Origin of the sequence: Mesorhizobium sp. Root695, from assembly GCF_001428185.1 — a bacterium.
Lineage (GTDB): Bacteria > Pseudomonadota > Alphaproteobacteria > Rhizobiales > Rhizobiaceae > Mesorhizobium.
Genome location: NZ_LMHO01000010.1, coordinates 137318 through 163945, shown reverse-complemented (window position 1 = coordinate 163945; position 26628 = coordinate 137318). Strand labels below are relative to the sequence as shown.

Annotated in this window: 24 protein-coding genes; 7 read left to right on the top strand and 17 right to left on the bottom strand. The window is 63.7% G+C overall.

The annotated features are described in order from the left end of the window. Positions 1 to 68 precede the first annotated feature (68 nt). Positions 69 to 1304 (bottom strand): amidohydrolase/deacetylase family metallohydrolase, encoded by a 1236-nt coding sequence (locus tag ASD99_RS12240; protein ID WP_057143817.1) that lies wholly within the window; start codon positions 1302 to 1304, stop codon positions 69 to 71. Positions 1305 to 1336: 32 nt separating this feature from the next. Continuing rightward, the gene (locus ASD99_RS12235) at positions 1337 to 1702 is read right to left on the bottom strand and encodes a RidA family protein (RefSeq protein WP_056585588.1); all 366 of its coding nucleotides are present in this window, start codon (positions 1700 to 1702) and stop codon (positions 1337 to 1339) included. A gap of 218 nt (positions 1703 to 1920) precedes the next feature. Between ASD99_RS12235 and ASD99_RS12230 the strand changes: the two genes are divergently transcribed. After that, positions 1921 to 2406 carry a hypothetical protein gene (locus ASD99_RS12230; protein ID WP_056585586.1) on the top strand — a complete coding sequence of 162 codons (486 nt, stop codon included), beginning with the start codon at positions 1921 to 1923 and terminating at the stop codon, positions 2404 to 2406. A gap of 79 nt (positions 2407 to 2485) precedes the next feature. On the opposite strand, the gene ASD99_RS12225 is transcribed toward ASD99_RS12230, so the two are convergent. Further along, the gene (locus ASD99_RS12225) at positions 2486 to 3121 is read right to left on the bottom strand and encodes a methyltransferase family protein (protein WP_056585585.1); all 636 of its coding nucleotides are present in this window, start codon (positions 3119 to 3121) and stop codon (positions 2486 to 2488) included. Between the two features lie 253 nt (positions 3122 to 3374). On the opposite strand from ASD99_RS12225, the gene ASD99_RS12220 reads away from it, so the two are divergent. From ASD99_RS12220 to ASD99_RS12210, 3 genes are all read left to right on the top strand, one after another. Beyond that, positions 3375 to 4172 (top strand): hypothetical protein, encoded by a 798-nt coding sequence (locus ASD99_RS12220; protein ID WP_056585583.1) that lies wholly within the window; start codon positions 3375 to 3377, stop codon positions 4170 to 4172. A gap of 104 nt (positions 4173 to 4276) precedes the next feature. After that, positions 4277 to 4954, top strand: a complete 678-nt coding sequence (locus tag ASD99_RS12215; protein WP_056585581.1) for a winged helix-turn-helix domain-containing protein — start codon at positions 4277 to 4279, stop codon at positions 4952 to 4954. After that, positions 4951 to 6315 carry a sensor histidine kinase gene (locus ASD99_RS12210; RefSeq protein ID WP_057143816.1) on the top strand — a complete coding sequence of 455 codons (1365 nt, stop codon included), beginning with the start codon at positions 4951 to 4953 and terminating at the stop codon, positions 6313 to 6315. Before ASD99_RS12215 ends, ASD99_RS12210 begins: the two co-directional genes overlap by 4 nt. A gap of 138 nt (positions 6316 to 6453) precedes the next feature. Here the strand turns inward: ASD99_RS12210 and ASD99_RS12205 are convergent, their stop codons facing one another. Continuing rightward, entirely contained in the window at positions 6454 to 6882 is a 429-nt protein-coding gene (locus ASD99_RS12205; RefSeq protein WP_056586784.1) for an Lrp/AsnC family transcriptional regulator, read from the bottom strand. Positions 6883 to 7007: 125 nt separating this feature from the next. Here ASD99_RS12205 and ASD99_RS12200 point away from each other — a divergent pair, with 125 nt between their 5' ends. Continuing rightward, positions 7008 to 8111: a saccharopine dehydrogenase family protein gene (locus ASD99_RS12200; protein ID WP_057143815.1), complete on the top strand. Its 1104-nt coding sequence runs from the start codon at positions 7008 to 7010 to the stop codon at positions 8109 to 8111. Positions 8112 to 8159: 48 nt separating this feature from the next. On the opposite strand, the gene ASD99_RS12195 is transcribed toward ASD99_RS12200, so the two are convergent. The 5 genes from ASD99_RS12195 to ASD99_RS12175 form a co-directional block, all read right to left on the bottom strand. Continuing rightward, on the bottom strand, positions 8160 to 9011 hold the full coding sequence (locus tag ASD99_RS12195; protein ID WP_162256691.1) for a glycosyltransferase: 852 nt from the start codon (positions 9009 to 9011) through the stop codon (positions 8160 to 8162). Between the two features lie 100 nt (positions 9012 to 9111). After that, complete coding sequence (gene lpdA / locus ASD99_RS12190) at positions 9112 to 10509, bottom strand: dihydrolipoyl dehydrogenase (RefSeq protein ID WP_057143813.1); 1398 nt, start codon at positions 10507 to 10509, stop codon at positions 9112 to 9114. A 98-nt stretch (positions 10510 to 10607) separates the two neighbouring features. Then, positions 10608 to 11927, bottom strand: a complete 1320-nt coding sequence (locus ASD99_RS12185) for a dihydrolipoamide acetyltransferase family protein (RefSeq protein WP_057143812.1) — start codon at positions 11925 to 11927, stop codon at positions 10608 to 10610. 1 nt (position 11928) lies between these two features. Next, positions 11929 to 12942 carry an alpha-ketoacid dehydrogenase subunit beta gene (locus tag ASD99_RS12180; protein WP_057143811.1) on the bottom strand — a complete coding sequence of 338 codons (1014 nt, stop codon included), beginning with the start codon at positions 12940 to 12942 and terminating at the stop codon, positions 11929 to 11931. A 3-nt stretch (positions 12943 to 12945) separates the two neighbouring features. Further along, positions 12946 to 14178: a 3-methyl-2-oxobutanoate dehydrogenase (2-methylpropanoyl-transferring) subunit alpha gene (locus tag ASD99_RS12175; RefSeq protein ID WP_057143810.1), complete on the bottom strand. Its 1233-nt coding sequence runs from the start codon at positions 14176 to 14178 to the stop codon at positions 12946 to 12948. Positions 14179 to 14649: 471 nt separating this feature from the next. Between ASD99_RS12175 and holA the strand changes: the two genes are divergently transcribed. After that, the gene (holA, locus tag ASD99_RS12165; protein ID WP_057143808.1) at positions 14650 to 15693 is read left to right on the top strand and encodes a DNA polymerase III subunit delta; all 1044 of its coding nucleotides are present in this window, start codon (positions 14650 to 14652) and stop codon (positions 15691 to 15693) included. 44 nt (positions 15694 to 15737) lie between these two features. Here the strand turns inward: holA and ASD99_RS12160 are convergent, their stop codons facing one another. The 7 genes from ASD99_RS12160 to mnmE form a co-directional block, all read right to left on the bottom strand. Continuing rightward, a complete protein-coding gene (locus ASD99_RS12160) occupies positions 15738 to 16526 on the bottom strand; it encodes a DUF2182 domain-containing protein (protein ID WP_056585557.1) in 789 nt (262 codons plus the stop codon). A 32-nt stretch (positions 16527 to 16558) separates the two neighbouring features. After that, positions 16559 to 17185, bottom strand: a complete 627-nt coding sequence (locus ASD99_RS12155; RefSeq protein WP_056585555.1) for a DUF1326 domain-containing protein — start codon at positions 17183 to 17185, stop codon at positions 16559 to 16561. Between the two features lie 383 nt (positions 17186 to 17568). Then, positions 17569 to 18459 (bottom strand): ParB/RepB/Spo0J family partition protein, encoded by an 891-nt coding sequence (locus ASD99_RS12150; protein ID WP_056585553.1) that lies wholly within the window; start codon positions 18457 to 18459, stop codon positions 17569 to 17571. Positions 18460 to 18528: 69 nt separating this feature from the next. Beyond that, positions 18529 to 19329, bottom strand: coding sequence for a ParA family protein (locus ASD99_RS12145; RefSeq protein ID WP_013528736.1), 801 nt, complete (start codon positions 19327 to 19329; stop codon positions 18529 to 18531). Between the two features lie 53 nt (positions 19330 to 19382). Next, entirely contained in the window at positions 19383 to 20015 is a 633-nt protein-coding gene (gene rsmG / locus ASD99_RS12140) for a 16S rRNA (guanine(527)-N(7))-methyltransferase RsmG (RefSeq protein WP_056585552.1), read from the bottom strand. Continuing rightward, positions 20012 to 21892: a tRNA uridine-5-carboxymethylaminomethyl(34) synthesis enzyme MnmG gene (gene mnmG / locus ASD99_RS12135; protein ID WP_057143807.1), complete on the bottom strand. Its 1881-nt coding sequence runs from the start codon at positions 21890 to 21892 to the stop codon at positions 20012 to 20014. The genes rsmG and mnmG overlap by 4 nt, the downstream gene beginning before the upstream one ends. A gap of 389 nt (positions 21893 to 22281) precedes the next feature. Then, positions 22282 to 23601, bottom strand: coding sequence for a tRNA uridine-5-carboxymethylaminomethyl(34) synthesis GTPase MnmE (gene mnmE / locus ASD99_RS12130; RefSeq protein ID WP_057143806.1), 1320 nt, complete (start codon positions 23599 to 23601; stop codon positions 22282 to 22284). 67 nt (positions 23602 to 23668) lie between these two features. On the opposite strand from mnmE, the gene ASD99_RS12125 reads away from it, so the two are divergent. Next, positions 23669 to 25687, top strand: a complete 2019-nt coding sequence (locus tag ASD99_RS12125; RefSeq protein ID WP_057143825.1) for a thioredoxin domain-containing protein — start codon at positions 23669 to 23671, stop codon at positions 25685 to 25687. Between the two features lies 1 nt (position 25688). Here ASD99_RS12125 and ASD99_RS12120 read toward each other — a convergent pair whose 3' ends face one another. Further along, positions 25689 to 26606 carry a DMT family transporter gene (locus ASD99_RS12120; protein ID WP_082583253.1) on the bottom strand — a complete coding sequence of 306 codons (918 nt, stop codon included), beginning with the start codon at positions 26604 to 26606 and terminating at the stop codon, positions 25689 to 25691. Positions 26607 to 26628: the final 22 nt, after the last annotated feature.

Genomic DNA, 26628 nt, shown 5'->3' with positions numbered 1-26628 from the left:
GCGCTCCATGCGCGGCGACCCCCTCTGTCGCCTTGGGCGACATCTCCCCCTCAAGGGGGAAGATTTGGCTAATCGTGCCGATGCCCAAAGTGCCTCGCGGCCGCCTCGACATGCGTATGCGACGCATGCGGCTCGAATCGCTCGGTCTCGCTGACGTCGTTGACCGCCTCGTTCGGCCGCCAGGTACCGCCGATGGCGATGCCCTCGCAGACCAGCCGCTGGTCGGCGACCAGCGAGGCGCCGACCGCGTCGACGAAGGTGAAGCGGCCCGGGCGCTGCCGCAGCACCGCGACGTCGCCGACGGTGCCGACCGCCAGCGTGCCCAGATCAGGCCTGGCGATCGCCCGCGCTGGCGCTTGCGTGGCGGCGCGCAGAACCTCGACCAGCGGCATGCCGAGCGCCAAGAGCTTCGACATGCAGACCAGGATGTCGAAGGCCGGCCCGTCGACGCAGTAGAGATGCACGTCGCTCGAGATCACGTCCGGCGCCAGGCCTTCCGCGAGCATGGCGCGGGCAACGGCGAAATCGAACGAGCCCATGCCATGGCCGATATCGAAGATGACGCCGCGCTCGCGTGCCAGCCGCATGTCGGGCCGCACCGCGCCGGAGGCAAAGACCGGCGCGTTCGGAAACGGACGGAAGCAGTGGGTGAGGATGTCGCCCTTGCGCAGGCGCGGCAGCACTTCCGAGCGGCCCGGCGGCGGCTCGTCGATATGCGCCATCAGCGGCAGGCCGGCCTGGTCGGCGGCCTCCAGCGCAAGATCAACCGGCGCGATGCCGCTGGTACCGCCGGCATGCTTGCCGGAGCGGACCTTGACGCCGACCACGACATCGCGGTGTTCGCGCGCTGCCGCCACCACCTCGCGCGGCTCGCAGAGTCTCAGATCGCTGCATTCGCCCACCGACACCGTCTGCGAGAAGCCGAAGATGCCGGCGAAGGAAATGTTGACATAGGCCAGGATACGGACCTTCGAGCGCTCCATGACGTGGCGGCGGAAGCCAAGGAAATTGCCGGCGCCCGCACTGCCCGCATCGATGAAGGTGGTGGTGCCGCTCTTGGCGGCCAGCCTGTCGGCATCGACGCCCAGCGAGGTGCCGCCCCAATAGACGTGGCTGTGCAGGTCGACGAGGCCTGGTGTGACGATGCAGCCGCCAGCATCGACGACCTGCGCGGCGCGGTCGGCCGGGATATCGGCGTCGACCGCCGCTATACGGCCATTGGCGATGGCGACATCGCGCGGCGCATCGAGCCCGGACGCCGGATCGATCAGCCGTCCGCCCTTCAGCAGGAGGTCGAATTGCATTGGGGTAACCTCCGCTTCGTTGCCTTGTCGTCTCAAACCGGCCGGTAGGCGACCGCCTCGACCTCGATCTTGATGTCGATCATCAGCCGCGATTCGACCGTAGTGCGGGCCGGCGGGTTCTTCGGGAAGTGCCTGGCGTAGACCGCGTTGAAGGCGCCGAAATCGCGCGCGTCCTCCAGCCAGACCGTTGTCTTGACGACATCGTCCAGGGTGCAGCCGGCGAGCGCCAGTGCGGCCTTGATGTTGGCGAGCACCTGCTCGGTCTGTTCAGATATGCCGCCCTTGACCACGATGCCGTCGCTGCCGACGGGCACCTGGCCGGAGACATAGACGAGATCACCGGCCCGCACGGCGGGCGACAGCGGCACATGCGACGTTCCAAAACACTGCTTTGGCAATGAGGCCTCCTCTGATGACAGGACGGGATGCCATGGCGGCGCCCGCTTCAAACGACATTTACCCCGATCGGTTCGATCCTCATAGAGGCCTTGTTGGAAAGCAACATTCCCCGGAATTCATGTTGCTTTATTACAGAAGCGCTTGCATCGTGCGCGCTATCGGCCTGCCTTTGAAGCCGCACCAGACAGACGCATTTGCCAGACCGGAGACAACAGCAATGACCTACGACAAGAACCCTTTTCCGGCTGGCGATGCCGATCGCCACGCACTCTGGGAGATGCTGGTGCGGCGCGACATCGATGCTTTCATCGGCCAGGACTGGTCCATGGTCGAGGATGATTTCGTCGCCGAGAGCTTCTTCGGCATGCACGCGCATTTCCTCCACAACGCCGACGCCTGGCGGCTGCAGTTTCCTCGGCTGGAAGTCTATCGCGACGAGTGGCTGCGCCAGGCCAAGGATACCGCCGCGACCAAATTCGCCGAGCCGCTGCGCGAGGCGCTGTTTCGCGTCACCAACATGCGCGACATCGATGTCGACGGCGACCGCGCCGTGCTGCACAAGAAATTCGACGGCTCGGTCGCCAAGGCGGATGGCAGCGTCGACAGGCTGAAATGGCAGACGCTGTATTTCTGCACCAGGGTCGGCGGACGCTGGAAGATCGCGGGTTTTGTCGGCTACATGCCGCATCCGCTTGGAAGCTAATGCATGTCGCCCAAAAGTGGCCCCGGTTTTGGGAGAACGACATGCATAATAACAAAGATCGGCGGCTGGAAGCCGCTGATCAGTAGAGCGTGACGAAGGCTGGGAACAGCAGGCCGGTCGCCCTGAAATGCTCGACCAGTTCGATGGCCGGGAAGATGGCGAGGAAATAGAGCCCGTCGAAAAACGTACGCTTGAGCGCCCGCGTCGAGAACTTCAGTTCGTCATCGTCGTGGTACAGAAAGGGGTTCGGCCAGAACCGGGGCGTGTTCTTGGTATAGGCAAGATAGGCCGCGCCGAACTTGCCGAGCAGGAATGCGGCTTCCTTGCGGGCCGTGACGCGAAAGATGAAAAAGCTGGCGAGGCCCAGCGCCAGCGCAGCCACCATCGAGCCAAAGACCAATCCGACGCCGACCGCGCCGACCGTCGAAAAGAAATAGAGCGGGTTCTGGGTTGTGGAGAACGGTCCCGTCGAGACCAGTTCCTCGTTCTTCTTGCCGCCGACATAGAGGATGCTCCAGAGCCGTCCGACGACACAGGCGAGCACCAGGCACAGGCCGAGGAGTTCGAGCGTTTCGTGCCCGTCCGAGCCCTCGGTCAGGGCCGGCTTCGCGAGAAACAGCATCATCACCGCCAGCACCGCCGCGACCCGCACGAAGATCAGCCGTTTGCGCTGGTCGAAGGCCCGTGAAACCGGCTTGAGGGAAGCGTAGGTCATTCGTGTTTTCCTTGGGCTTCTACAAGCGGCGTTGAGCAGGTTCGGGCCACTGGTCACCATATTGATGGCAGATGCAAGGCATCCGCGTCCCATCAGCGCATCGCGAGGCATTCGTAAAGCCCTTTTGCGCGCCAAACGCCCATTCTTACGAATTTGTATACTGCCGGCCAGGCTGATGTGAACTCTGCTGCCTACCGTGCGGATGCCGGCTCGCTTCTGCTGCTCCGTAATCGAAGACCTCGGGATATCCGCCATGCCCTCGCCCAACAGGCAAAAACACGCCGCACCGAGCCACAACAGGGTTCCGGACGTCACCCTCGATTTCTGGCTGATCAAGCTGATGGCGGTCACCACAGGCGAAACCGCGGCGGATTATCTTGCCGACACAATCGGACTTGGGCTGACCGTCACCTCGATGATCATGACCGGCATCCTGATCGTAGCCCTTGTCCTGCAGCTCGCGCAGAAACGCTATGTGCCGTGGGCCTACTGGCTGGCGGTGGTGCTGATCAGCGTCGTCGGCACGCTGGTCACCGACAACCTCGTCGACACTTTCGGCGTGCGCCTGCAGACGACGACGATTGCCTTCTCGGTGGCGCTCGCCGCGACATTCGCGGTCTGGTTCGCCAGCGAAAGAACGCTGTCGATCCACACCATCTTCACCACCAGGCGCGAGATCTTCTACTGGCTGGCAATCCTGCTGACCTTCTCGCTCGGCACCGCCGCCGGCGATCTCGTCGCCGAAAGCTTCGACATGGGCTACCTCACGTCAGGCCTGCTGTTCGGCGGCGTCATCGCGCTGATCGCGCTCGCCTACTGGCTGCTGCATCTCGACGGCATCCTGGCCTTCTGGCTCGCCTATATCCTGACGCGCCCGCTCGGCGCCTCCTTCGGGGACCTGCTGTCGCAGCCGGTCGAATATGGCGGTCTCGGCTTCGGCACCACCTTCACCAGCCTGATCTTCCTCGGCTGCATCTTTGCCCTCGTCCTCTACATGACGTTGAAGAAAACAGCAGACGATGCCGATGAGATCCTGCTGGAGTCGGACTGAACTTCCGGCTGGCGCCATAGGGGCTTGGCCACCCTCACGACCATCCTAGGAACAGACCCGTGCCGGTGGTAGCCTGCCAATCTCGGCAACGGACCGGACCTTTCATGCGACTTCTTATTGTCGAGGACGACCACAGGACGGCCGACTACATCGTCAGGGGACTGACCGAGGCCGGCCATGTCTGTGACCTCTTGCGCAACGGACATGACGCGCTTTTCGCGGCAACCAGCGGCAGCTATGACGTGATCGTCGCCGACCGCATGATCCCCGGCCTCGACGGCCTGTCGATGGTCAAGGCGATCCGCGCCGCGGGCGTGCGAACGCCGGTGATCTTTCTCACTTCGGTCGGCGGCATCGACGACCGCGTCGAGGGGCTCGAGGCCGGCGGCGACGACTATCTGGTCAAGCCCTTCGCCTTTTCCGAACTTCTCGCCCGCATCAACGCGCTAGGCCGGCGGCCGGCGGCACTGGAGCAGAAGACTGTATTGCGGGTTGCCGACCTGGAGATGGACCTGATCATGCGGCGCGTTGTCAGGCAGGGCCAGCCGATCGACCTGCAGCCGCGGGAGTTCAGCCTCCTGGAAGTGCTGATGCGCGGCGAAGGCCGCGTCATCACCCGCACCATGCTGCTGGAACGCGTCTGGGATTTTCATTTCGATCCCAGGACCAGCGTCGTCGAGACCCATATCAGCCGGCTGCGGGCCAAGATCGACAAGCCCTTCGAAACCCAGCTCATCCACACGGTCCGCAACACCGGCTACAGCCTGCACGCGCCGCCATGACAGGAACGCGGTCCCGCCTGCTGCGCAGCACGCCGTTCCGGCTTGCCTTGACCTTCGCCTTCCTGTTCGTGCTGGCCTTCGTCCTGTCGGGCGCCATCGTCTACCAGATGATGAGCGCCGACCTTGCCGAGCGCCTCGACGACACCATCAAGGAAACCTACGCGGTCGTCGCCGCGACCTATGCCGACAACGATCTCAAGGAGCTGGTCGAGACTGTCGGCAGCCACTCCATGCGAAGCCTCAAGAAGGAACAGCTGTTTTCGCTGACCGACGCGGCCGGCAATCGCCTGGCCGGCAATTTCACCGCGGCTGGGCTTCCCGACGGCTTCTCGATGTTCGATGCCGAAATGCCGGGCGTGCCGCCGGGGGCCGAATACCGCGCCTATTCCGGCTCGTTCGGCGGCAACACCTTGACCGTCGCCTTCAGCCTTTCCGAGACGGAGGAGCTGGAAGAGGTGGTGCTGATGAGCTTCGGCTGGGGAACGCTGATCATCACCGGGCTGGCGGTTGCCGGCGGCGCCCTGCTGGCCTCGCGCGTCCAGCGCCGTCTCGACGGCATCGCCGCCACCATGGTGGATGTCTCGCATGGACGGCTGGACACCCGCATCCCGCTGACCGGCAAGGGCGACGATATCGACATCGTCTCCAATCAGGTCAATGCCGCGCTCGACCGCCTGTCAGCGCTGGTCGAAGGCATGAAACAGGTCAGCGCCAACATTGCCCACGATCTGAAGACGCCGCTCAACCGGCTGCAGATGATCCTCGACACCGCGTCGGAAAAGAACCTGTCGGGCCAAAAGATCGCCGGTGAACTGGCGGAGGCACGTGCTGAGAGTCTGCAGATCAACGAGACCTTCGATGCGCTGCTGCGCATCGCGCAGATCGAGGCCGGCGCCCGCCGGGCGCGGTTCACCGATGTCGATCTGGGCGAGGTGCTGACGACCATCGCCGAGATCTATGCCGACGTTGCCGAGGACGACGGAAAATCGCTGTCGTTGGCGCAACTGCAGGAAACGACGGACCGGATCCACGGCGATCGCGAGCTGCTGACGCAGATGTTCGCCAATCTGGTCGAGAACGCGCTGCGCCATTGTCCATCAGGCACATCCATCACACTGTCGGTGACGCGCCAGGGCGAACGCGTCGTCGCCAGCGTCGCCGACAACGGGCCCGGCATTCCGGCCGACGAGCGGGAAAAAGTGTTCCAGCGGCTTTACCGGTTGGACCACAGCCGGTCGACTCCGGGCAGCGGCCTCGGCCTCAGCCTTGTCAGGGCCATTGCCGATCTGCATGGCGCCTCGATTACGCTCGACGATTGCCGGCCCGGCCTAGCGGTGGCGGTGAGTTTTCTCCCCGCTTGAGGGGAGATGTCGCCAAAGGCGACAGAGGGGGCCGCCTCGCGTGAAGCGCTAACCTCCATCTGTCGCAAGGAGGTCGAACCAACCCCCTCTGGCCTTCCCCCGCAAGGGGGGAGATCAGCAGCCTCACCGAGCCCCGCCCTAGCGGTCGATGCGTGTCGACAGGATGATCGACGACAGGGTCCGCTCGACCCCGTCCATGGCGCCGATCTGGTCGAGCAGCATGTCGAGGTCGCGGATCGACGGCGCGTCGACGATGACGATCATGTCGAAATTGCCGCTGACCGAATGCAGCGTCCTGACCGGCGCCAGAGCGCGCAGGCCGCGCACCACCTTGTCGGCGAGCTTGGGCGTCACGGTGAGCAGCACATGCGCCCGCACCAGCCCCTGTTCATAGTCCGGCGCCAGCCTGACACCATAGCCGGTGATGATGCCGCGCTGTTCCAGCCGCTCGATGCGGCTCTGCACCGTCGTGCGGGAAACGCCAAGCCGCCGCGCGAGCTCGGCGGTCGAGGCACGCGCATTCTCGCGCAGCAGGGAAAGCAGGGCCTGTTCGGCGTCAGTGAGCATTTCGACGATTCCTATCGGCGGATTGCACAATCGGATGTTTCGTTTCGAACAATTCCACGCTTCCTTTCGATGGGCAAGCTGCGATTCTGCCGACAAGAACAAGCTTTTGCGCGAGGGAATCGGTCATGAAGAAAATTGTTGTTGTCGGCGCCGGCAAGATCGGCTCGACCATTGCCGAGATGCTCTCCGCCACCGGAGATTACCAGGTCACGCTCGTCGACCGCTCGTCGGCGCAACTTGCTGCCGCCGAACTGTCGGCCATGGTCGCGACGCTGGAGCTCGACATCGAAGCCGCCGGCACCCTGGAAGCCGCGCTCACTGGAAAATTCGCGGTGCTCAGCGCCGCCCCCTTCCATTTGACCACGCGCATCGCTGAAGCGGCGGCCAGTGCAGGCGTGCACTATCTCGACCTCACCGAGGACGTCGTCTCGACCCGCCGGGTCAAGGAACTGGCACGTTCGGGCAAGAGCGCCTTCATTCCGCAATGCGGCTTGGCGCCGGGCTTCATCTCGATCGTCGCCAATGATCTGGCCAGCCGCTTCGATACGCTGGAGAGCGTGCGCATGCGCGTCGGCGCCCTGCCGCAATACCCGTCCAACGCGCTGAACTACAATCTGACCTGGAGCACCGACGGCGTCATCAACGAATATTGCGAACCCTGCGAAGCGATCGTCGAGGGCGAACTCGTCGAAGTGCCGCCGCTGGAAGAGCGCGAGGAATTCTCGCTCGACGGTGTCACCTACGAGGCCTTCAACACGTCCGGTGGGCTCGGCACGCTGGCCGAGACGCTGAAGGGCAGAGTGCGCACGCTCAACTACCGCACCATCCGATACCCCGGCCACGCCGCGATCATGAAGGCGCTGCTCAACGACCTTGGCCTGCGCCACCGTCGCGACGTGCTGAAGGACATTTTTGAAAGCGCCCTGCCGGCGACGCTGCAGGATGTGGTCATCGTCTTCGTCACCGTCTCCGGCCGCAAGAATGGCCGCCTGCTGCAGGAGACCTACGCCAACAAGGTCTATTCCCAGCGGTTTGGCCAGGTGGTGCGCAGCGCCATCCAGATCACCACGGCCTCCGGCATCTGCGCCGTGCTCGACATGCTGGCCGACGGCAGCCTGCCGGCGACCGGCTTCATCAGGCAGGAAGACATCGCACTCGACACCTTCCTCGCCAACCGTTTCGGCCGCGCATACGCCCAGCACGAAATGGTGAGCCGGCTAGCGAGCTGAAGCGGCCGAGCGTAATCTCCCCCCTTGAGGGGGTGATTGGCCGTCGACTTACTTCCGCAAGACCATCGGCCGCCCGAGCAGAAACCGAATTAAATTGCCGGCGTTGCGTGAGACCTTGGCCGAGGTCTGCGGCATCTGCTTTTGCGCAGGCGCTTTTCGGGCTGGTGCGCGCGTTTCTGTCTCGGCACCGGGGCGGCCCACCGTGAAAGCCGGCTCCGCGACCGGCTTGCCGCGCAAGACATTGGCTGCGTTGTTGTCATGGATGACGATGCACCATTGAACCTCCTTCGCGGCCGCCCCGACCGTGTTGAAACGCATCGCCATCCTGGTGTGCTCGTCGCAATAGACCCCGTTCATGGTTGGCGATCGCTTTTCGACCAAAGTGCCGAAGGCCGACGTCGGATATTCATGGTGGGTGTAGCGGTTGGTTGCCGCATCGAAATTCTGGCCGTGCGGAAAGGCGATATAGAGCGGTTGCTGGTCCACCTCGCCCTTGGCGATTTCCCGGCGTGCGTAAAAGTCGACACGCTCCATGAAGGTCGGCGCCAGCGCATCATCGCTGTCGAGCCGCGTCAGCGAAACAAATTCGGCGTCCGTGTCGCTTTGGACAAACGCATTGAAGGCAACATTGTGGTTTTGGCCGGCGCCGACGAGGACCGGCCTCACGTCAATCCCGATCGCACAGTCGCAGACGGTGCGGATGTAATTCTCGTGTGTCTCGGAGTCGAACGCAACCAGGACCGTAAAGTCCGTCAGCGACTGGCCCTCGAGCGAAGGCGCGCAATAGGTGTCAAACAGCGCCAGCCGCTCGACCAGCCACACAGGATCGAGATTGGCTCTGCCCTTTCCTTTCCATTGGCTCGGCATGAAGCCGGTGGCGGTGTTGTAGCGAATCGCCACGTATTTCTTCAGGTCGGAGCTCATTGGCTGAGACTAGAGCATGATGCTGAAAGGTGGAATTCGGTTCTCGGAAATGCCCGCGTGGACCGACGTTCCCATCCTAGATATGCAGCGCATGGCCCAGCGCTTTCAGCGCTGCTTCCTGGAACCCTTCGCCTTGTGTCGGATGCGCATGGATGGTGCCGGCAATGTCCTCCAGCCTCGCGCTCATTTCGAGCGCCAGTCCAAAGGCCGCCGCCAGTTCCGACACGCCCTGCCCGACCGCCTGGATGCCGAGCACCAGATGGTTGTCCGCGCGCGCGATGACGCGGACAAAGCCGTCCTCGCCGAGCTTCGTCATCGCCCGGCCGTTGGCGGCGAACGGGAACATGCCGATCTTGATCTCGCCGCCGAGCGCCTTGGCCTCTTCCGGTGACAGGCCAGCGGTGACGAGTTCCGGATCGGTGAAGCAAACGGCGGGAATGGCGCGCTTGTCCCAGCTGCGCTTGTGGCCGGCAACGATCTCGGCGACCATCTCACCTTGCGCCATCGCCCGATGCGCCAGCATCGGCTCGCCGGTGACGTCGCCAATGGCGAAGATGCCGCGCATCGAGGTGCGGCACTGCTCGTCGATGCGGATGAATTTGCCCGTCCTGTCGAGATCGATCTGCTCGAGCCCCCAGCCTTCGGTCACCGGCTTGCGCCCGACCGTCACCAGGATCTTGTCGGCGGCGACCTTGGCGCTCTTGCCGTCCGAGGTCTCGACCAGCAGCGCGTCACCCTTGGTTGACAGTCCCTTGGCCTTGGCGCCCAGCATCACCTCGATGCCGAGTGCGGTGAGCCGCTTGACGACCGGCCGGGTCAGCTCGGCATCATACTGCGCCAGCACGCGCGGCAAAGCCTCGACCACGGTGACTTTGGCCCCCATTTTGGCAAAGGCCATACCGAGTTCCAGTCCGATATAGCCGCCACCGACGACCGCAAGCTTCTTCGGCACTTCGCTTAGCGCCAGCGCCTCCGTGGAGGAAATCACCGGACCGCCAAACGGCAGGAACGAAAGGTCGACCGGCGCGGAACCGGTGGCGATGACGATGGTTTCGGCCCGGATCACCTGACTTCCCGTCTCGGTCTCGACCGCGACGGTCTTGCCGTCGCGAAACGTTGCCCATCCATGCACGGTCTTGACGCCCGCCTTCTTGAGCAGGCCGGCGACGCCGCTGTTGAGCCGGCTCACAATGCCGTCCTTCCAGGCGACGGTCCGGGCAAGGTCGAGCGTGGGTGCGGTGACCGAAATGCCGAGCGGGCTGTTGCCGCCGGCCATATCAGACACCTTCTCGAACTCCCCGGCCGCATGGATCAGCGCCTTGGACGGAATGCAGCCGACATTGAGGCAGGTGCCGCCCGGTTTGCCAGCTTCCACGATCACCGTATCGACGCCGAGCTGTCCGGCACGGATGGCGCAGACGTAACCACCAGGACCCGCACCGATGACGAGCAGCTTGCAGGAGATTTCCTTCATCTTGGCATCCTAACTCTTTGTCGCGCCAGCTCGAAGAGAGCGCTCTGTAGCGATCCTTCGCGCCCCCCGCTATCCCGCCGGCATCTCGATCGTTTCCCTCAATCCACGAAAATCAGCGCCGGCGTCTCCAGCAGCGCCTTTATGCGCTGGATGAACACCGCCGCGTTCCAGCCGTCGATGACGCGATGGTCGAAGCTGGAGGACAGGTTCATCATCTTGCGCGGGATGAACTGGGTGCCGTCCCACACCGGCCGCACCATCATCTTGTTGACGCCGATGATCGCCACTTCCGGATGGTTGATGACCGGCGTCGTCGCCACGCCGCCCATGGCGCCGAGCGAGGTGATGGTGATGGTCGAGCCGGACAGCTCGTCGCGTGTCGCGGTGCCGGACTTGGCCGCCTCGGCCAGCCTTACGATTTCGGCGCCGCAATCCCAGATGTCGCGCGCCTCGGCATGCTTGACCACCGGCACCACCAGCCCCGACGGCGTCTGCGCGGCGATGCCGATATGGATGCCGCCATGCTGGTGGATGATGCCGGCCTCGTCGTCGAACAGCGAATTGAGATTGGGCTGGTCTGAAATCGCCTTGACCATCGCCCGCATCAGGAACGGCAGCAGCGTCAGCTTCGGCCGCTCCATGCCTGGGCGCTTCTCCTTGTTGAGCGCGGCGCGCAGATCCTCGAGCGCGGTGACGTCGATCTCCTCGACATAGGTGATGTGCGGGATGCGCGACTTGGACAGCGACATCTTCTCCGCGATCTTGCGCCTCAAGCCCACCACCTTGATGTCCTGTATCGCATCGTTGCGGGCGAGACCCGATGCCTTGGCGACCTGCGGTCCGCGGGCCAGGAACGCCTCGATGTCCTCATGACCGATGCGACCGGCCGGGCCAGATCCCGCAACCTGCCTGAGATCTATGCCGGCCTCTTTTGCCCGCAGGCGAACAGCCGGCGAGGCCAGCGGTTTTTCGCCTTCGGGGCGGGGTGCGCCGGAGACGGAGGTCTGACCGGAACCTTTCGAAATGACCGGGGCGGGTTTCACCTCCGCCACGCTGGCCTTTGGTGAGGTCTTTGCGGTCGGCCCAGCAGCCTCGGGTTTCGGGGTCGGAAGCTTTGCCGGCGGCTCGGCGGCCACCGCTTCCACTTCGCCACCCTGCGGCTTGGCATTGCCCTCGCCCGCCACCTTCAGCCGCACGATGGGCGAACCGATCGCCACCGTGTCGCCGATCTCGGCGCCCAGCCACAGGATTTCGCCGTCGACCGGAGACGGGATTTCGACCGTCGCCTTGTCGGTCATGACGGCGGCGAGCACCGTGTCCTCGCGCACGATGTCGCCGATCTTGACGTGCCACTCGACCAGTTCGGCCTCGGCGACACCTTCGCCGACATCGGGCAACTTGATGATGTGCTCGCCCATCTCAGGCCTCCATGGTTTCGATGAGAGCGCGGCCGACCCGGACGGGACCGGGGAAATAGTCCCACTCCTGCGCATGCGGATAGGGCGTGTCCCAGCCGGCGACCCGTGCCACCGGCGCCTCCAGATGGTAGAAGCAGTTTTCCTGCACCAGCGCCGACAGCTCCGCGCCGAAGCCCGACGTCAGCGTCGCCTCGTGTACGATGACGCAGCGCCCGGTCTTCCTGACCGAGGCGACGATCGTATCGAGGTCGAGCGGCAGCAGGGTCCTGAGATCGATGATCTCGGCATCGATGCCGGTCTCCTCGACGGCGGCCTGCGCGACATAGACCATGGTGCCGTAGGCGAGCACGGTGAGGGCGGAGCCGGCCCGGCGGATCGCCGCCTTGCCGAGCGGCACGGTGTAGTGGCCGTCGGCGACCTCGCCCAGCTCATGTTTCGACCATGGCGTCACCGGCCGGTCGTGATGGCCGTCGAAGGGACCGTTGTAGAGCCGCTTCGGCTCCAAAAAGATCACCGGATCGGGATCCTCGATCGCTGCAATGAGCAGCCCCTTGGCGTCATGCGGGTTGGACGGCACCACCGTCTTCAGCCCCGACACATGGGTGAACAAAGCTTCCGGGCTCTGGCTGTGCGTCTGGCCGCCGAAGATACCGCCGCCGGTCGGCATGCGCACCACGATCGGGCAGGTGAAGTCGCCGTTCGAGCGGTAGCGCAGCCGTGCCGCTTCCTGGGTCAGCTGGTCGTAGGCCGGAAACATGTAGTCGGCAAACTGAATTTCCACGCATGGCTTCAAACCATAGGCGGCCATGCCGATGGCCGAGCCGACAATGCCGGATTCGTTGATCGGCGCATCGAAGCAGCGGCTCTTGCCGTATTTGGCCTGCAGGCCCTGCGTACAGCGGAAGACGCCGCCGAAGAAGCCGACGTCCTCCCCGAAGACGACGACTTTGCTGTCGCGCCCCATCGACACATCCATGGCGTCGCGGATCGCCTCGATCATGGTCCGTCTCGGCATGGCTCAGACTCCCGCCTGCTGGCGCTGGCGCCGCAGGTGCGGCGGCATCTCGGCATAGAGCCCTTCGAACATGTCGCGCGTCGACGGCTTGCCGCCGGCGTGCAGCGTGCCGTGGCTTTCGGCTTCCTTCTGCGCCGCGATCACCGTGTCGAGGATTTCCGCCTCGGCCTGCGCGTGCCGTTCGTCCGACCAGACGCCGAGCTGAATGAGATGGTTCTTCAGCCGCACGATCGGGTCGCCGAGCGGCCAGGCGTCGGATTCGGTCTTTGGCCGGTAGGCGGAGGGGTCGTCCGAGCTCGAATGCGCGCCGGCGCGGTAGGTGACATATTCGACAAGCGTCGGCCCGAGATTGCTGCGCGCCCGCTCCGCCGCCCATTTGGCCACGGCGTGGACGGCGAGATAGTCGTTGCCGTCGACGCGCAGCGACGGGATGCCGAAACCGAGGCCGCGGGCAGCGAACGTGCCCGAGCCGCCGCGCGCGATGCCCTGGAAGGTCGAGATCGCCCACTGGTTGTTGACGACGTTGAGCACCACCGGCGCCTTGTAGGTAGAGGCGAACACCAGCGCCGAATGGAAGTCGGATTCGGCCGTCGAGCCGTCGCCGATCCAGGCCGCGGCAATCTTCGAATCATTGCTGATTGCCGAGGCCATCGCCCAGCCGACCGCCTGGATGTACTGCGTTGCCAGATTGCCGGAGATCGAGAAGAACCCGTGCTCCTTCGACGAATACATGACCGGCAATTGCCGGCCCTTCAGCGGATCGGCCTCGTTGGAATAGATCTGGTTCATCATCGTGACCATCGGGTAGCCGTCGGCGATGAGCAGCCCCGCCTGCCGATAGGTCGGAAAGTTCATGTCGCCGGGTTCGAGCGCCTTGCGGAAGGCGCAAGCCACCGCCTCTTCGCCCAGATGCTGCATGTAGAACGAGGTCTTGCCCTGGCGCTGCGCCATCTGCATGCGGGCATCGAAGGTTCGCAGCGTCATCATGTGGCGCAGGCCGGCCAACAGCTCGTCGCTGGACAGCAGTCCGGCCCAGGGGCCGACAGCCTCGCCAGTGCGGTTCAGCACCCGGATGATCGAGAAGGCATGATCGCGGATGGTGCGCGGATCGACATCGATGTCCGGACGCGGCACCGAGCCGGCCTTGGGGATCGGCACATTGGAAAAGTCAGGCGTCCCGCCCGGCCGCACTTCCGGCTCCGGAACGTGAAAACGCAACATCCCAGCATCGGCCATGACCTTTGTCCTCCAATGTTGCCTGGAGCCGATATTTGCATATCTGCGCGGCCAGACCAGTGCGAATTCGTCGGGGCAAGCCTCCGGTCGTCGATCCCGGCCGCGTCGGCCGATCGAGCCTCCCCAGCACCAAGATGAAGATATGTCCGCGAAATTTCTTGTCGATGTTGGGCGGTCGCGCGCAATTTGGGAGAAGGTTGGGCTGGGTTTGCTGCCAGATAAGGTAAGTTGCTGGGTGGATGCTCACCTTGCAGCGCGGCGGAGTGCGACATCTCCCCCCTCGAGGGGGAGATGTCGCCGAAGGCGACAGAGGGGGTCGCCGCGCATGGAGCGCCAGCCTCCATCGGTCGCAACGAGGTCGCATCCAGTCGAACCGACCCCCTCTGGCCTGCCGGCCATCTCCCCCTCGAGGGGGGAGATGACGCACTCCACCATTTCATCCCACGCCCACATCATGCTAACCAACCCGCCATGGCACAGAAGAAAGCTTACGAGGTCGATGGGTGGCTGGCGCGGCCGGACCAGCGCGTCTCGATCGTCCTGCTTTACGGCCCCGATCGCGGCCTCGTTTCCGAGCGCGCGAAGGCCTTTGCCGAAAAGACCGGCCTGCCGCTGGACGATCCGTTCTCGGTGGTCAGGCTGGAGGGATCGGAGGTCGACCGCGACGAGGGCCGCCTGCTCGACGAAGCCCTCACCGTGCCGATGTTTTCCGACCGGCGCCTGCTGTGGGTGCGCAATGCCAGCGGCCAGAAGGCGCTGGCCGACGACGTCAAGGCGCTGACCGCGGAGCCCGCGCGAGACGCGATCATTCTCATCGAGGCCGGGGATCTCAAGAAGGGCGTCGGGCTGCGCGCCATCGTCGAGGCGGCCGACAATGCCATGGCGCTTCCATGCTATGCCGATGAAGCCCGCGACATCGACGCCGTCATCGACGATGAACTGCGCAAGGCCGGCATGTCGATGACGATGGAGGCGAGACAGGCGCTGCGCCGCAATCTCGGCGGCGACCGGCTGGCCTCGCGCGGCGAAATCGAGAAGCTCGTGCTCTATGCCCATGGCCAGAACGAGATCGGATTGGAGGAGGTCAAGGCGATGTCGGGCGACGTCTCCGGCACCTCTTTCGATGACGCGGTCGATGCGCTTCTCGAAGGCAAGATCGGCGACTTCGACACCGCCTTCACCCGCCATTGCCAGTCCGGCGGCCAGCCCTTCCTGGTGCTGTCCTCGGCGATGCGGCAGTTGCAGCAAATCCAGGCCATGCGCGGCCAGATGGACTCCGGCAATCGCAATGCCGCCTCGGTCGTCGCCGCCGCGCGCCCGCCGGTGTTTTTCTCGCGCCGCAAGCTGGTCGAGAAAGCGCTGGAGCGCTGGAGCACCGACGCGCTCAGCCGCGCGCTGACCCGGCTGCAGACGGCGGTGCTGCAGACGAGGCGGCGGCCGGATCTTTCCGTGGCGCTGGCACGGCAGGCGCTGCTTGGAATTGCGGTCGAGAGCAGCCGACTGGCGCAGCGGTAGGAGAGCGATCCTCCTCTTTCGGCGCCGAGCTCTGCCTCCATCGGTCAATTCATTATCATGGCGCCCGCCGGCTGGAAGGTTGGCAGCGCCTGTGGAAAGACCAGCACCGCCGCGCCATAAAGAAGCAGGGCGACACCCGACACCTTTGCGATCCCACCTCCTGACGGGAGGGTCTTTTCCGCGAAGATCAGCAAGGTGACCACGGCCATTGCGGCGACGTTCATGATCCCGAGAGGAAAGAGGGCGAGAAACAAAAGCCAGCAGCAGCCCAGGCAAAAAAGTCCATGCTCCAGGCCCATGCGAACCGCACCCCAATAACCATCGCGCCAAGAGGTCAGGATGAAGCCAATCGGCGTGCGGCATTTGGCCAGACACAGATCTTTCAGTGGGGAGAGTTGATAGGCGCCCCCAATCATCAGCAGCGCGCCGCCGATACGCGCGGCCGTCGCCGTGGACAGTCCCACATGCCCGGCGAACATCTCCGCACCCGCCGCACCTGCAAAGGCGATGACGCCCATCACGCCCCAAACCAGCATGTACCCGGCCACGAACACCCAGCTCGAGACAAAGGTCTCGCCCCGGCCCTGTTTGCCGGCCTGGACCTGGTGGAACGTCAGGATCATGGGCGCGGCCGTCGGAAACATCATGGCAATCATCATGATCATCCAGACGGCAAGAAACAGCGGCGCCTTCATACCCATGGTGAGTGCGTACATTGCCGTGCGCATGTCCGCGTCCATGCCCATCTGCTGCCAGACAAGCAGGGTCCACGCCGCCGCAGCGATAGCGATCAGCAGCGCGAGAATGATGTATCGCTGCAACGTCGGCGCCATGGACGAGGTCGTCCGTACCATGCGGCCAACGGCTACTGCTGGCCGGACCAATTGATCGGGGCGTAATGTCCGTTTCGGCGGGAATTGTCCCAGCTCATGCCATGGTCGCTGAATGTACTGCCTTCCGCCCCCATCGCCAGGGCGAGCCAATCGGGATTGACAGGATGGCCGGTGGCCGCCCACATCTGCCCGTCCTCGCGCATTGTCGGCAGCGGCTCAACCGCCATCTGCATGACGCCCGCAATCTCCGCCGACCGCTTCTTGCCGTCTATCCGGTAGCTTATCGGCACCTTCTTGGCACCAAGGTTCGTGCCAATCATGGGTGCCAGCACCGCCATAGGGCCGCCCGCGGCGCCGGTGAAGATGGCACCTAGCGCCTCTGTCTGCCTGTCATCGGCCCGTTCGTCGATATAGGCGGCGGCCGTCCAATTGCCGTTTGCCATCGGACCTGGCGTGTGAGCAACCATCGCGACACTGAGCCCATCCAATCGAACGTCGCCGTAGTTGCCCGTATCGATATGAAAGACCAAACCGACGTCGCAAACACCTCTCGTCGGCTTCGATGTCAGCTGCGCGTTGGTGGATAGCAGGCAAGGACATACGACATCGCAGCTACAATTTTCGAAGTAACTTCCGGACAATTGCCAACGGACTGCCATTTGCACCTCCCACTTGCGTCAGGCGCGTCGACATATCGCTTTGGCGAGGCGGTGCCATTTCACGACTATTGCAGGAACGGCAAATAGCCCTCGCCTCGACTGACCGGCACGCTAGGGCGCATACTTTAAGCCATATCTAATATAGATTACGCCGTTGCCTGGCACTGTCAAGCCGCGAGCGCCAGGGCTGGCGACAGGCGCTGCTCGGGATCGCGGTTGAGAGCGCGAGGCTGGGGCGGCGCGCCTGATCTCCCCCCTCGAGGGGAGATGCGCGGCTTCGCCGATTTTCGCCAATCGCCAAAAAAGGAAGGGCCGGACCTACGGCCAGCCCCTTTCCATATACGCCAAATCAATCTCCAGCTTGAAGATAATTCGCCGGCTAACTACCGCTCCTGCTTCAGCCTGCGGCACAGCTCATCAAGCTGCTCCAGCGACCGATAGGACACGCGCAAAGTGCCGCCTTTGCCCTTGTGGTCCACCGACACAATCATGCCGATCGTGTCGGTCAACAGCTTTTCCAGCGCCAGCGTGTCGGCGTCCTTTTGCTCCGGACCTGGCGCGGGCTTGGCTTCCCTGGCGCTGCTGCTGCCGGCCGGCATCTGCGCCAGGGATTCGGCCTGGCGCACGGAAAGTCCTTCTTCGACGATGCGCTTGGCAAGGCCGGCCGGATCGTCCGCCGTCACCAGCGTACGAGCATGGCCCGCCGACAGGGCGCCGTCGACCAGCATGTCGCGGATCACATCCGGCAGCTTCAGGAGCCGCAATGTGTTGGCGACATGGCTGCGGCTCTTGCCGATCACCTGGCCGAGATCGGCCTGGGTATAGCCGTGATCGTCGATCAGCTGCTGATAACCAAGCGCTTCCTCGACCGCATTGAGGTCGGTGCGCTGGACGTTCTCGATGATCGCCAGTTCCAGCGCGGTGCGGTCGTTGACCTCGCGGATGATGACCGGGATCTCGGACAGCCCGGCGCGCTGCGCCGCGCGCCAGCGCCGCTCGCCGGCGATGATCTCGTAGCGGCCGGCCTGTGTCGGCGACGGCCGCGCCACCACCGGCTGGACGACGCCGTGCTCGCGGATTGACTGGGCGAGATCGGTCAACTCGGCGTCGCCGAAATGACGGCGCGGATTTTTCGGATTTGGCGTCAGAAACTCGATCGGCACCTTGCCGTCGGCACTCATACCCGGCTTTTCGGGTGCTGCCGGACGATCGATCTCGCCGATCAGCGCTGCCAGCCCACGGCCCAGTCTCTTTCTCGAAAGGTCTTCGCTCATTTTTATTCCAGTTGGCTATTCCAAATCGTTTCGGTATCGAATCGGCTCTTGACTATGCATCCGACCTTATCAAGCGGCACGTAACTTGCGCTCGCGACGGATCACTTCCGACGCCAACTGCAAATAGGCCTGGCTGCCCGAGCATTTCAGGTCGTAGAGGATCGCCGGCTTGCCGTACGAAGGCGCCTCGGACACCCGCACATTGCGCGGAATGACGGTCTCGTAGACCTTGTCGCCCATATGCGCCCGCACATCCTGCACCACCTGGTTGGCGAGATTGTTGCGGCCGTCATACATGGTCAGCACGATGCCCTGGATGGTGAGATCCGGATTGATCGAGCGACGCACCTGCTCGACCGTTTCCAGCAACTGGCTAAGACCTTCCAGCGCGAAGAACTCGCACTGCAGCGGCACAAGCACAGAATCGGCTGCCGCCATGGAATTCAAGGTCAAAAGGTTAAGCGAAGGCGGGCAATCGATCAGCACATAACCGAACGGTGCGCCGCGCTCGGTCGCGGCGCGAAGCGCATTGCGCAGCTTGAGCACGCGGTCGGGTGCGGACGCGATCTCCATTTCGATGCCGAGCAGATCGAGCGTCGACGGCACGATCGACAGGCCAGGCACCGCCGTCGGAATGGCCGCTGCTTCCAGTTCGAGCTCGCCGGTCAGCACGTCATAGGACGAGACCGTGCGGTCCTTGCGGTCGATGCCAAGGCCGGTGCTGGCATTGCCTTGTGGATCGAGATCGACGATCAGCACCTTTTCGCCGATCGCGGCCAGCGCGGTCGCCAGATTGATGGCGGTGGTGGTCTTGCCGACGCCGCCCTTCTGGTTTGCTACGGTGATGATTCGGGGGCCATTCTTCATCATGGGTCTATGCCAGAAGTTCATTTTTGGTCGCCAAATGGTCTGAAAGTCGTGGGTCAGACAGGTCGCAGGTTCGACAATTCAAGGATGACCCCATGAGGGTCGGTCACACTTGGATGTTCTACCAGATCGAAAGACCATCGGTGAACGCTTTCTTGCACTTCGGCGCGATAATCCCGGCCTTTGTGGAACAGGCCGCGCGCGCCTGACGTCAGCCAGGGCGCCGACAGGTCCAGCAACGTCGAAAGCGAGGCCAGCGCCCGCGCCGTGACGATTTGCGGTGTCGAAACAAGCGCATGGCTGTCATCGATGCGGCGCGCCACGACCCGCGCCGGCAGGCTGAATTGCCCGACCACGGTCTGCAGGAAGGACGCTTTTTTCCGATTGCTTTCAACCAGATCGATGCTGGCGCCGTCGCGCTCGGCAAGCAGGAAAGCCATGACAAGGCCCGGAAATCCGCCGCCCGAGCCGAGATCTACCCAGCGCGTGGCGGCCGGCTCAATACGCCCGAGCTGCGCGCTGTCCAATATATGGCGCTGCCAGACATCGCCCGACGTCGATTGCGCCACGAGATTGATGCTGCGATTCCATTTCTGGAACATCTGCTCGAACGTCACCAGCCGATCGAATGTTTCACGTGAAACCGGGCCTGCCGCGTCCTGCAGGCTCTTCCAGGACATAGAACTCACGCAACAACCCTTTGTGGGCGCTGGGCGCTCTCCGCATGGCGGACGTGCGCGACAATGATCGCCAGCGCCGCCGGCGTCATGCCTTCCATGCGCTGGGCATCGGCGATCGAACGCGGCCGCCGCGCCTGCATCTTCTGCTTCAATTCGTTGGACAGCCCAGGCACGCCGGCGAAATCGACCGTCTCGGGGATCAAGCGGCTCTCTTCGTGCCGGATCTGAGCCACATCCGTCTTCTGGCGATCGAGATAGACAGAATATTTCGCTTCCGTTTCGAGACGTTCCGCCGTCTTGCCGTCGATTGCCGCAAAGCGCGAATCGACACGAGCCAGCCAGGCCACATCGACGTCGGGATAGGACAGCAATTCATACCCGGACCGGCGCACGCCATCCCGGTTGATCTCCAGCCCGTGACGCGCCGCCTCATTGGGCGTCCAGGTGAGCGACTTCGCCAGCTGACGTGCTGCATCGAGGCACTGCATGACAGTCTCGTAGCGCCGCATCCGCTGCGTTGAGGCAATTCCCAGCCTGGACGCCAACGGCGTCAGCCGTTCATCGGCATTGTCGGCACGCAGCGACAGCCGGAACTCGGCTCGCGAGGTGAACATCCGGTAGGGTTCGCTGATGCCGCGGCTGGTCAGATCGTCGACCATCACACCGATATAGGCTTCGGTGCGGCTGAGCACGATCTGCTCATCGTCCGACGCCCGGCGCGCCGCATTGAGGCCGGCGAGCAGGCCTTGCCCGGCCGCTTCTTCGTAGCCGGTCGTGCCATTGATCTGCCCGGCGAGGAAGAGGCCGCCAACCCGCTTCGTCTCCAGTGTCTGATGCAATTCGCGCGGATCGACATGATCATATTCAATGGCATAGCCGGGCTGCAGCATGATTGCGCGCTCAAGCCCGGGGATGGTTTTCAGGATTTCGTGCTGCACATCCTCAGGCAGTGAGGTCGAAATGCCATTGGGATAGACGGTGTCGTCGTCGAGCCCTTCCGGCTCGAGAAAGATCTGGTGTCCGTCCCTGTCGCCGAACTTGACGATCTTGTCCTCGATCGACGGGCAATAGCGTGGCCCGACGCCTTCGATCGAGCCGGAATACATGGCCGAGCGGCCGAGATTGGCGCGGATCAGCTCGTGCGTGGCCGCGGTCGTGCGCGTGATGCCGCAATCGATCTGCGGCGTCTCGATACGGTTGGTCATCAGAGAGAACGGCACCGGATCCTCATCCGCGGCCTGCTTTTCCAGCGACGCCCAATCGATGGTACGGCCATCGAGCCGAGGCGGCGTGCCGGTCTTCAGCCGGCCGAGCTTGAAGCCCGCACGGTCCATCGTCGCCGAGAGCCCAAGACTGGCCTGCTCGTTCATGCGGCCGGCGACAAGCTTCTTCTCGCCGATATGAATAAGCCCGCGCAGGAAGGTCCCGGTGGTCAGAACGACGGCGCCACAGGCAAGCCGCCTGCCGTCGGCCAGCAGAACAGCCGCGATCCGTCCATTGGCGATCTCGAAGTCCAAAACCTCGCCTTCAACCACGTCGAGATCGTTCTGCTGCCGAATCGCTTCTTGCATGGCAAGGCGATAGAGCTTCCTGTCGGCCTGCGTGCGGGGGCCGCGCACCGCTGGGCCCTTGCGGCGATTGAGCAGCCGGAACTGAATGCCGGCGGCATCCGCCACCCGGCCCATCAGCCCGTCCATGGCATCGATCTCGCGCACCAGATGACCCTTGCCGAGCCCGCCGATCGCCGGATTACACGACATGACGCCGATTGTATCAAAGCGGAGCGTCACGAGTGCAGTCCTCGCACCGGCGCGCGCGGCAGCGCTGGCCGCCTCGCAACCCGCGTGGCCGCCGCCCACCACAACCACATCATAGTGATTGGTCATCACAAACTTCCCAGACTCAATGATGGGGGACACATGTCCCTGCCAAGCAGTGCTGTCAAGAAAACTCCGCAGATCGTTTCACGTGAAACAGCGTTGCACTTGCCATCGAGCGTGTTTCACGTCAGTCATCAGGGCCACCGATGTTTCACGTGAGTCACGCCAGACTGGAGCGAAAACTTCAACGTTTCGTCATCCTAGGGCGAAGCTCCGTCGCGGAGACCCTAGGATCCATGCCGCGAACTTAACCTCTGAGTGTAGCGGAGCAGAATTCCGCACCGCGGCAACGCTCCGAAGTCGCGGCATGGATCCTCGGGTCTGCGCTGCGTCGCTGCGCTCCTTGCTCCGCCCGTGGATGACGAAGCGATAGGCGTCGCACTGTTTCACGTGAGTCATTTCCCGATGCAGAACTGCGAAAAAATCACGTCCAGCATGTCCTCGGCGTCAATGGCGCCGACGATCCGGCCCAAGCGGTCGGCAGCGAGCCGCAACTCCTCGGCGCGCAATTCCTGCCCGGCAGTCCTATCGTCAATGGCACGAAGCAGGTGGCTATTCGCTGCGCCAAGCAATTCGACGTGGCGCAGGCGTGACGGCAGAACATCGCCGACGCTACCGGTCGCCTCCGTCGCCCGCCGGCCGATTTCCGCCAGCAGTGCCTCCACGCCGGTACCGTCTCTAACCGAAATACCAATGTCATAATCACCGGCCGAGCCACTTTCCAGCAGATCAAGCTTGGTACCGACGCGCAAGGCTGGCGTCCCAGTGGGCAGCGGGCCAATGTCCTTGGGGTCTGCAACATCCCTAAGCAGCAGCAAGAGATCAGCGCCATGCGCCTTGGCCTTCGCCTTCTCGATGCCGATCGCCTCGACCTTGCCAGGCGCATCGCGCAGGCCGGCCGTATCCGTAAGCCTGACGCGCAGCCCCTGAAGATCAAGTGTCACTTCAAGCAGGTCCCGCGTCGTGCCGGGCTCATCCGTTACTATAGCAGCATCCCGCCGCGCCAGAGCGTTGAACAGACTCGACTTACCGGCATTGGGCGCACCGAGGATGACAACTTCGAAGCCGTCGCGAATGATCTCGGCAGTGCGAAATCCGGCGATGTGCCGATCGATCTCGCCGATCATTGATTGAACGTCCGACCAGACCGTATCCGAAACGGAACCAGGGACATCGTCTTCATCGGCGAAATCGATCTCGGCCTCGATCATCGCGCGTGCATGGAGCAGCCTGCGGCGCCAACCGAGATAGACTTCGCTCTGGACGCCTTCGGCATTTTGGACCGCAAAACGCCGCTGCGCCTCGGTTTCGGCATTGACGAGATCCGCCAGCGCCTCGGTCTCGACCAGATCGACCTTGCCATTGAGAAAGGCGCGGCGGGTGAATTCGCCCGGTTCCGCATGCCTGACGCCGTCAAAACCGGTGATCGTCTCCAGCATCCTGGTCACCACGGCACGTCCGCCATGAACGTGGAATTCCGCCACATCCTCGCCCGTAAAACTGGCCGGACCGGGAAAGAAGACAACCAGGCCATTGTCGAGCACCGTTCCATCGGGCGCCCTGAACCTGCGCAGAATCGCAGCGCGGTCCTTAACCGTACTACCGGCGATCGTTTCGACTACGAATCGAGTCTGTGGGCCGGAAATGCGGATGACGGCGACGCCGGCCGGAAGCCGGCCGCTCGACAGTGCAACGATCGAATCGCCTGAAATCATTTGCCCGCTCCACCGAACCACCCTAGCTTCGCGCCCATACGACAATTCCTAACCGAGTTTGCCCATCGTGACGCTACCCGCGCAAAACCTGCTTGCCCAGGAGGCCAGCCCCTATCTGCAGCAGCACAGCGGCAATCCGGTGCATTGGCGGGCCTGGTCGCCGGCTTCGCTTGAGGAGGCAAAGGCGCTGGACAGGCCGATCCTGCTTTCGGTCGGCTATGCCGCCTGCCATTGGTGCCATGTCATGGCGCACGAAAGCTTCGAGAACGCTGACGTCGCCGCCGTCATGAACCGTCTGTTCGTCAATATCAAGGTCGACCGCGAAGAGCGCCCCGACATCGACCAGATCTACATGGCAGCGCTCTCCGCGATGGGCGAGCAGGGCGGCTGGCCGCTCACCATGTTCCTGACGCCGGACGGCAAGCCGTTCTGGGGCGGCACTTATTTTCCGCGCGAGCCGCGCTATGGCCGCCCCGGTTTCATCCAGGTGATGGAGGCGGTGGACAAGGCCTGGCGCGAGAAGAGAGCGAGCCTGAACCAGAGCGCCGACGGCATGACGACCCATGTCGAGGCGCGCCTCGCCGCTTCGCATGCGAAAACAGGGCTGGATCGCGACACGTTGGCGGAACTTGCCAAGGGCATCGACGGCATGGTCGACCGCGATCTCGGCGGCCTGCGCGGCGCGCCGAAATTCCCCAATGCGCCGTTCATGCTCACACTCTGGCTGTCCTGGCTGCGCGACGCTAATGCCAGCCATCGCGACGACGTCCTGCTCAGCCTCGAACAGATGGTGAGCGGCGGCATCTACGATCATATCGGCGGCGGGCTCAGCCGCTACTCGACCGATGCAGAGTGGCTGGTGCCGCATTTCGAAAAAATGCTCTACGACAACGCGCAGCTCATCCGGTTCTGCAATTGGGCCCATGCGGCGAGCGGTAATGAACTGTTCCGGGTGCGAATCGAAGAGACTGTCGACTGGCTGCTGCGCGAAATGCGCGTCGACGGCGGCGCCTTTGCCGCCAGCCTCGACGCCGACAGCGACGGCGAGGAAGGGCTGTTCTACACCTGGAGCCGGGACGAGATCGAAGCCGCCCTCGGCGACGATTCCGCGTTGTTTCTCAAACACTTCACGCTCTCCAGCCCGCATGGCTGGGAAGGCAAGCCGGTTGTCCACCAAACAAGGTCCCAGCAATCGCAAGGTGTGATCGACCGCGAACAGCTCAGCCCGCTGAAGGCGAGGCTTCTTACTGTGCGGGAAGAGCGGGTCAGGCCGGGCCTGGACGCAAAGGCCCTCACCGACTGGAACGGCCAGATGATAGCAGCGCTCGCCGAGGCCGGCCGGTCGCTGGCGCGGCCGGACTGGATCGACGCCGCGGCAAAAGCCTTTGCCCATATCAGCTCCGCCCGCCGCGACGGCCGCTTGCCGCATTCGATGCTCGGCGCCAGGACATTGTTCCCTGCTTTGTCCAGCGACTACGCCGCCATGGCCAATGCAGCGATCTCGCTGTTCGAAGCCACTGGGGATTGGAGCTATGTCGGCAAAGCCGGCCAGTTCATCGGGCAGCTCGACCATTGGCACGCCGACGCCGAGAAGACAGGCTACTATTTGACCGCTTCGGACAGCGCCGACGTTCCGATCCGCATCAGGGGCGATGTCGACGAAGCCATTCCCTCCGCCACCGGCCAGATCATCGAGGCACTGGTCCGCCTCGCCTCTGTCACCGGCGATCTCGAGCTGCAGGAAAGAGCCTGGCAAGTCGCCGAGCATGCCGCCGGACGTGCTGCGCACCAGGCCTATGGCCAGGCCGGCATCGTCAACGCCTGCGCACTGGCAATCGAGCCGCTGAAGCTCGTCATCGTTGATGCGCTAAACGATCCACAGCTCGTTCCGGTTGCGAATCGAATCCCGGACCCGCGTCGCGTCGACATTGTCGTGCCGATCGATACGGTAGCGAATCGACCCTTGTTGCCCGGCGGAATCCTGCCACCGACCAACCGCTCCGGTGCCTGGCTCTGCACCGGGCAGGTTTGCCTTCCTGCCGTGGCGGATCCGGAAGAGCTGGAACGCCTCCTGCACCGCCAATAGGTCAGGCGCCTTGCGCCGGCTCGGGGACCGCGGTCGAAGACGCAGCCAGCCGGGGCTTGAACAGCAGATCCTTGGCGGCGATCACCGCGCCGATGGTGATCAGCACACAAGCGAGCGCCACCGACCAGTGGAACACACCAAACGCTGCCAGCAGCAGCACAATCACCGAAAACAGTGGTGCGGCGTAGGACAGGGCGCCAAGGATCATGATGTCCCCGTGCTTGCAGCCATGGTCCCAGGCGTAGAAGCCGGCGCCGAGCGGTATCGTGCCTAGGATGACGATAGCCGTCCACTGGGTCGGCGTCTGCGGCCAGACCGTGGTCTCGAGCGCCAGGTGCAGCGCGAAGGCGACGATCGCGGTGATAAAGCAATAACCGGCCACGACATCGGTCGGCACCTGGCCGAAGCGGCGCGACAGCACGGAATAGCCGGCCCAGATGAAGGCGCAGAACAGGGCAATGACATGCCCCTTCATCACTCCGTTGGCGAGGCCGACGTTGCCGCCCTTGCTGATCACAACGATGGCGCCGGCAAGCCCGAGAGCGACGCCAACGACGTGATGAACCTTCAGCCTTTCACCGGGCAGGAAAGCGGCGAAGACGACGATCAGCAGCGGCCAGAGATAGGCGATCAGACTGACCTCGACCGGCGGCGCCGACTGGATCGCGAAGAAGTAGGCGCAGTGGTAGATGCACAGTCCCGCGGTTCCGATCGCCCAGACCGGCCATGGCTGTCGCAGCGTCCGGATCGCGGCCGGGCGAAAAATCCAGCTGCTCGCGCCGACGAGTGCTCCGAGCAGGAAGGTCATGGCCGCCAGCTGAAAAGGCGGAATCGGGCCGGCGGCAGTCGAAAGCAATGCCAGGAATGACCAGGTCAGGATGGCCGAAAAGCCGATCAGGGTCGGAATTGTCTTCTTCACGTCGCTGCTTCCAGTTCGAAGA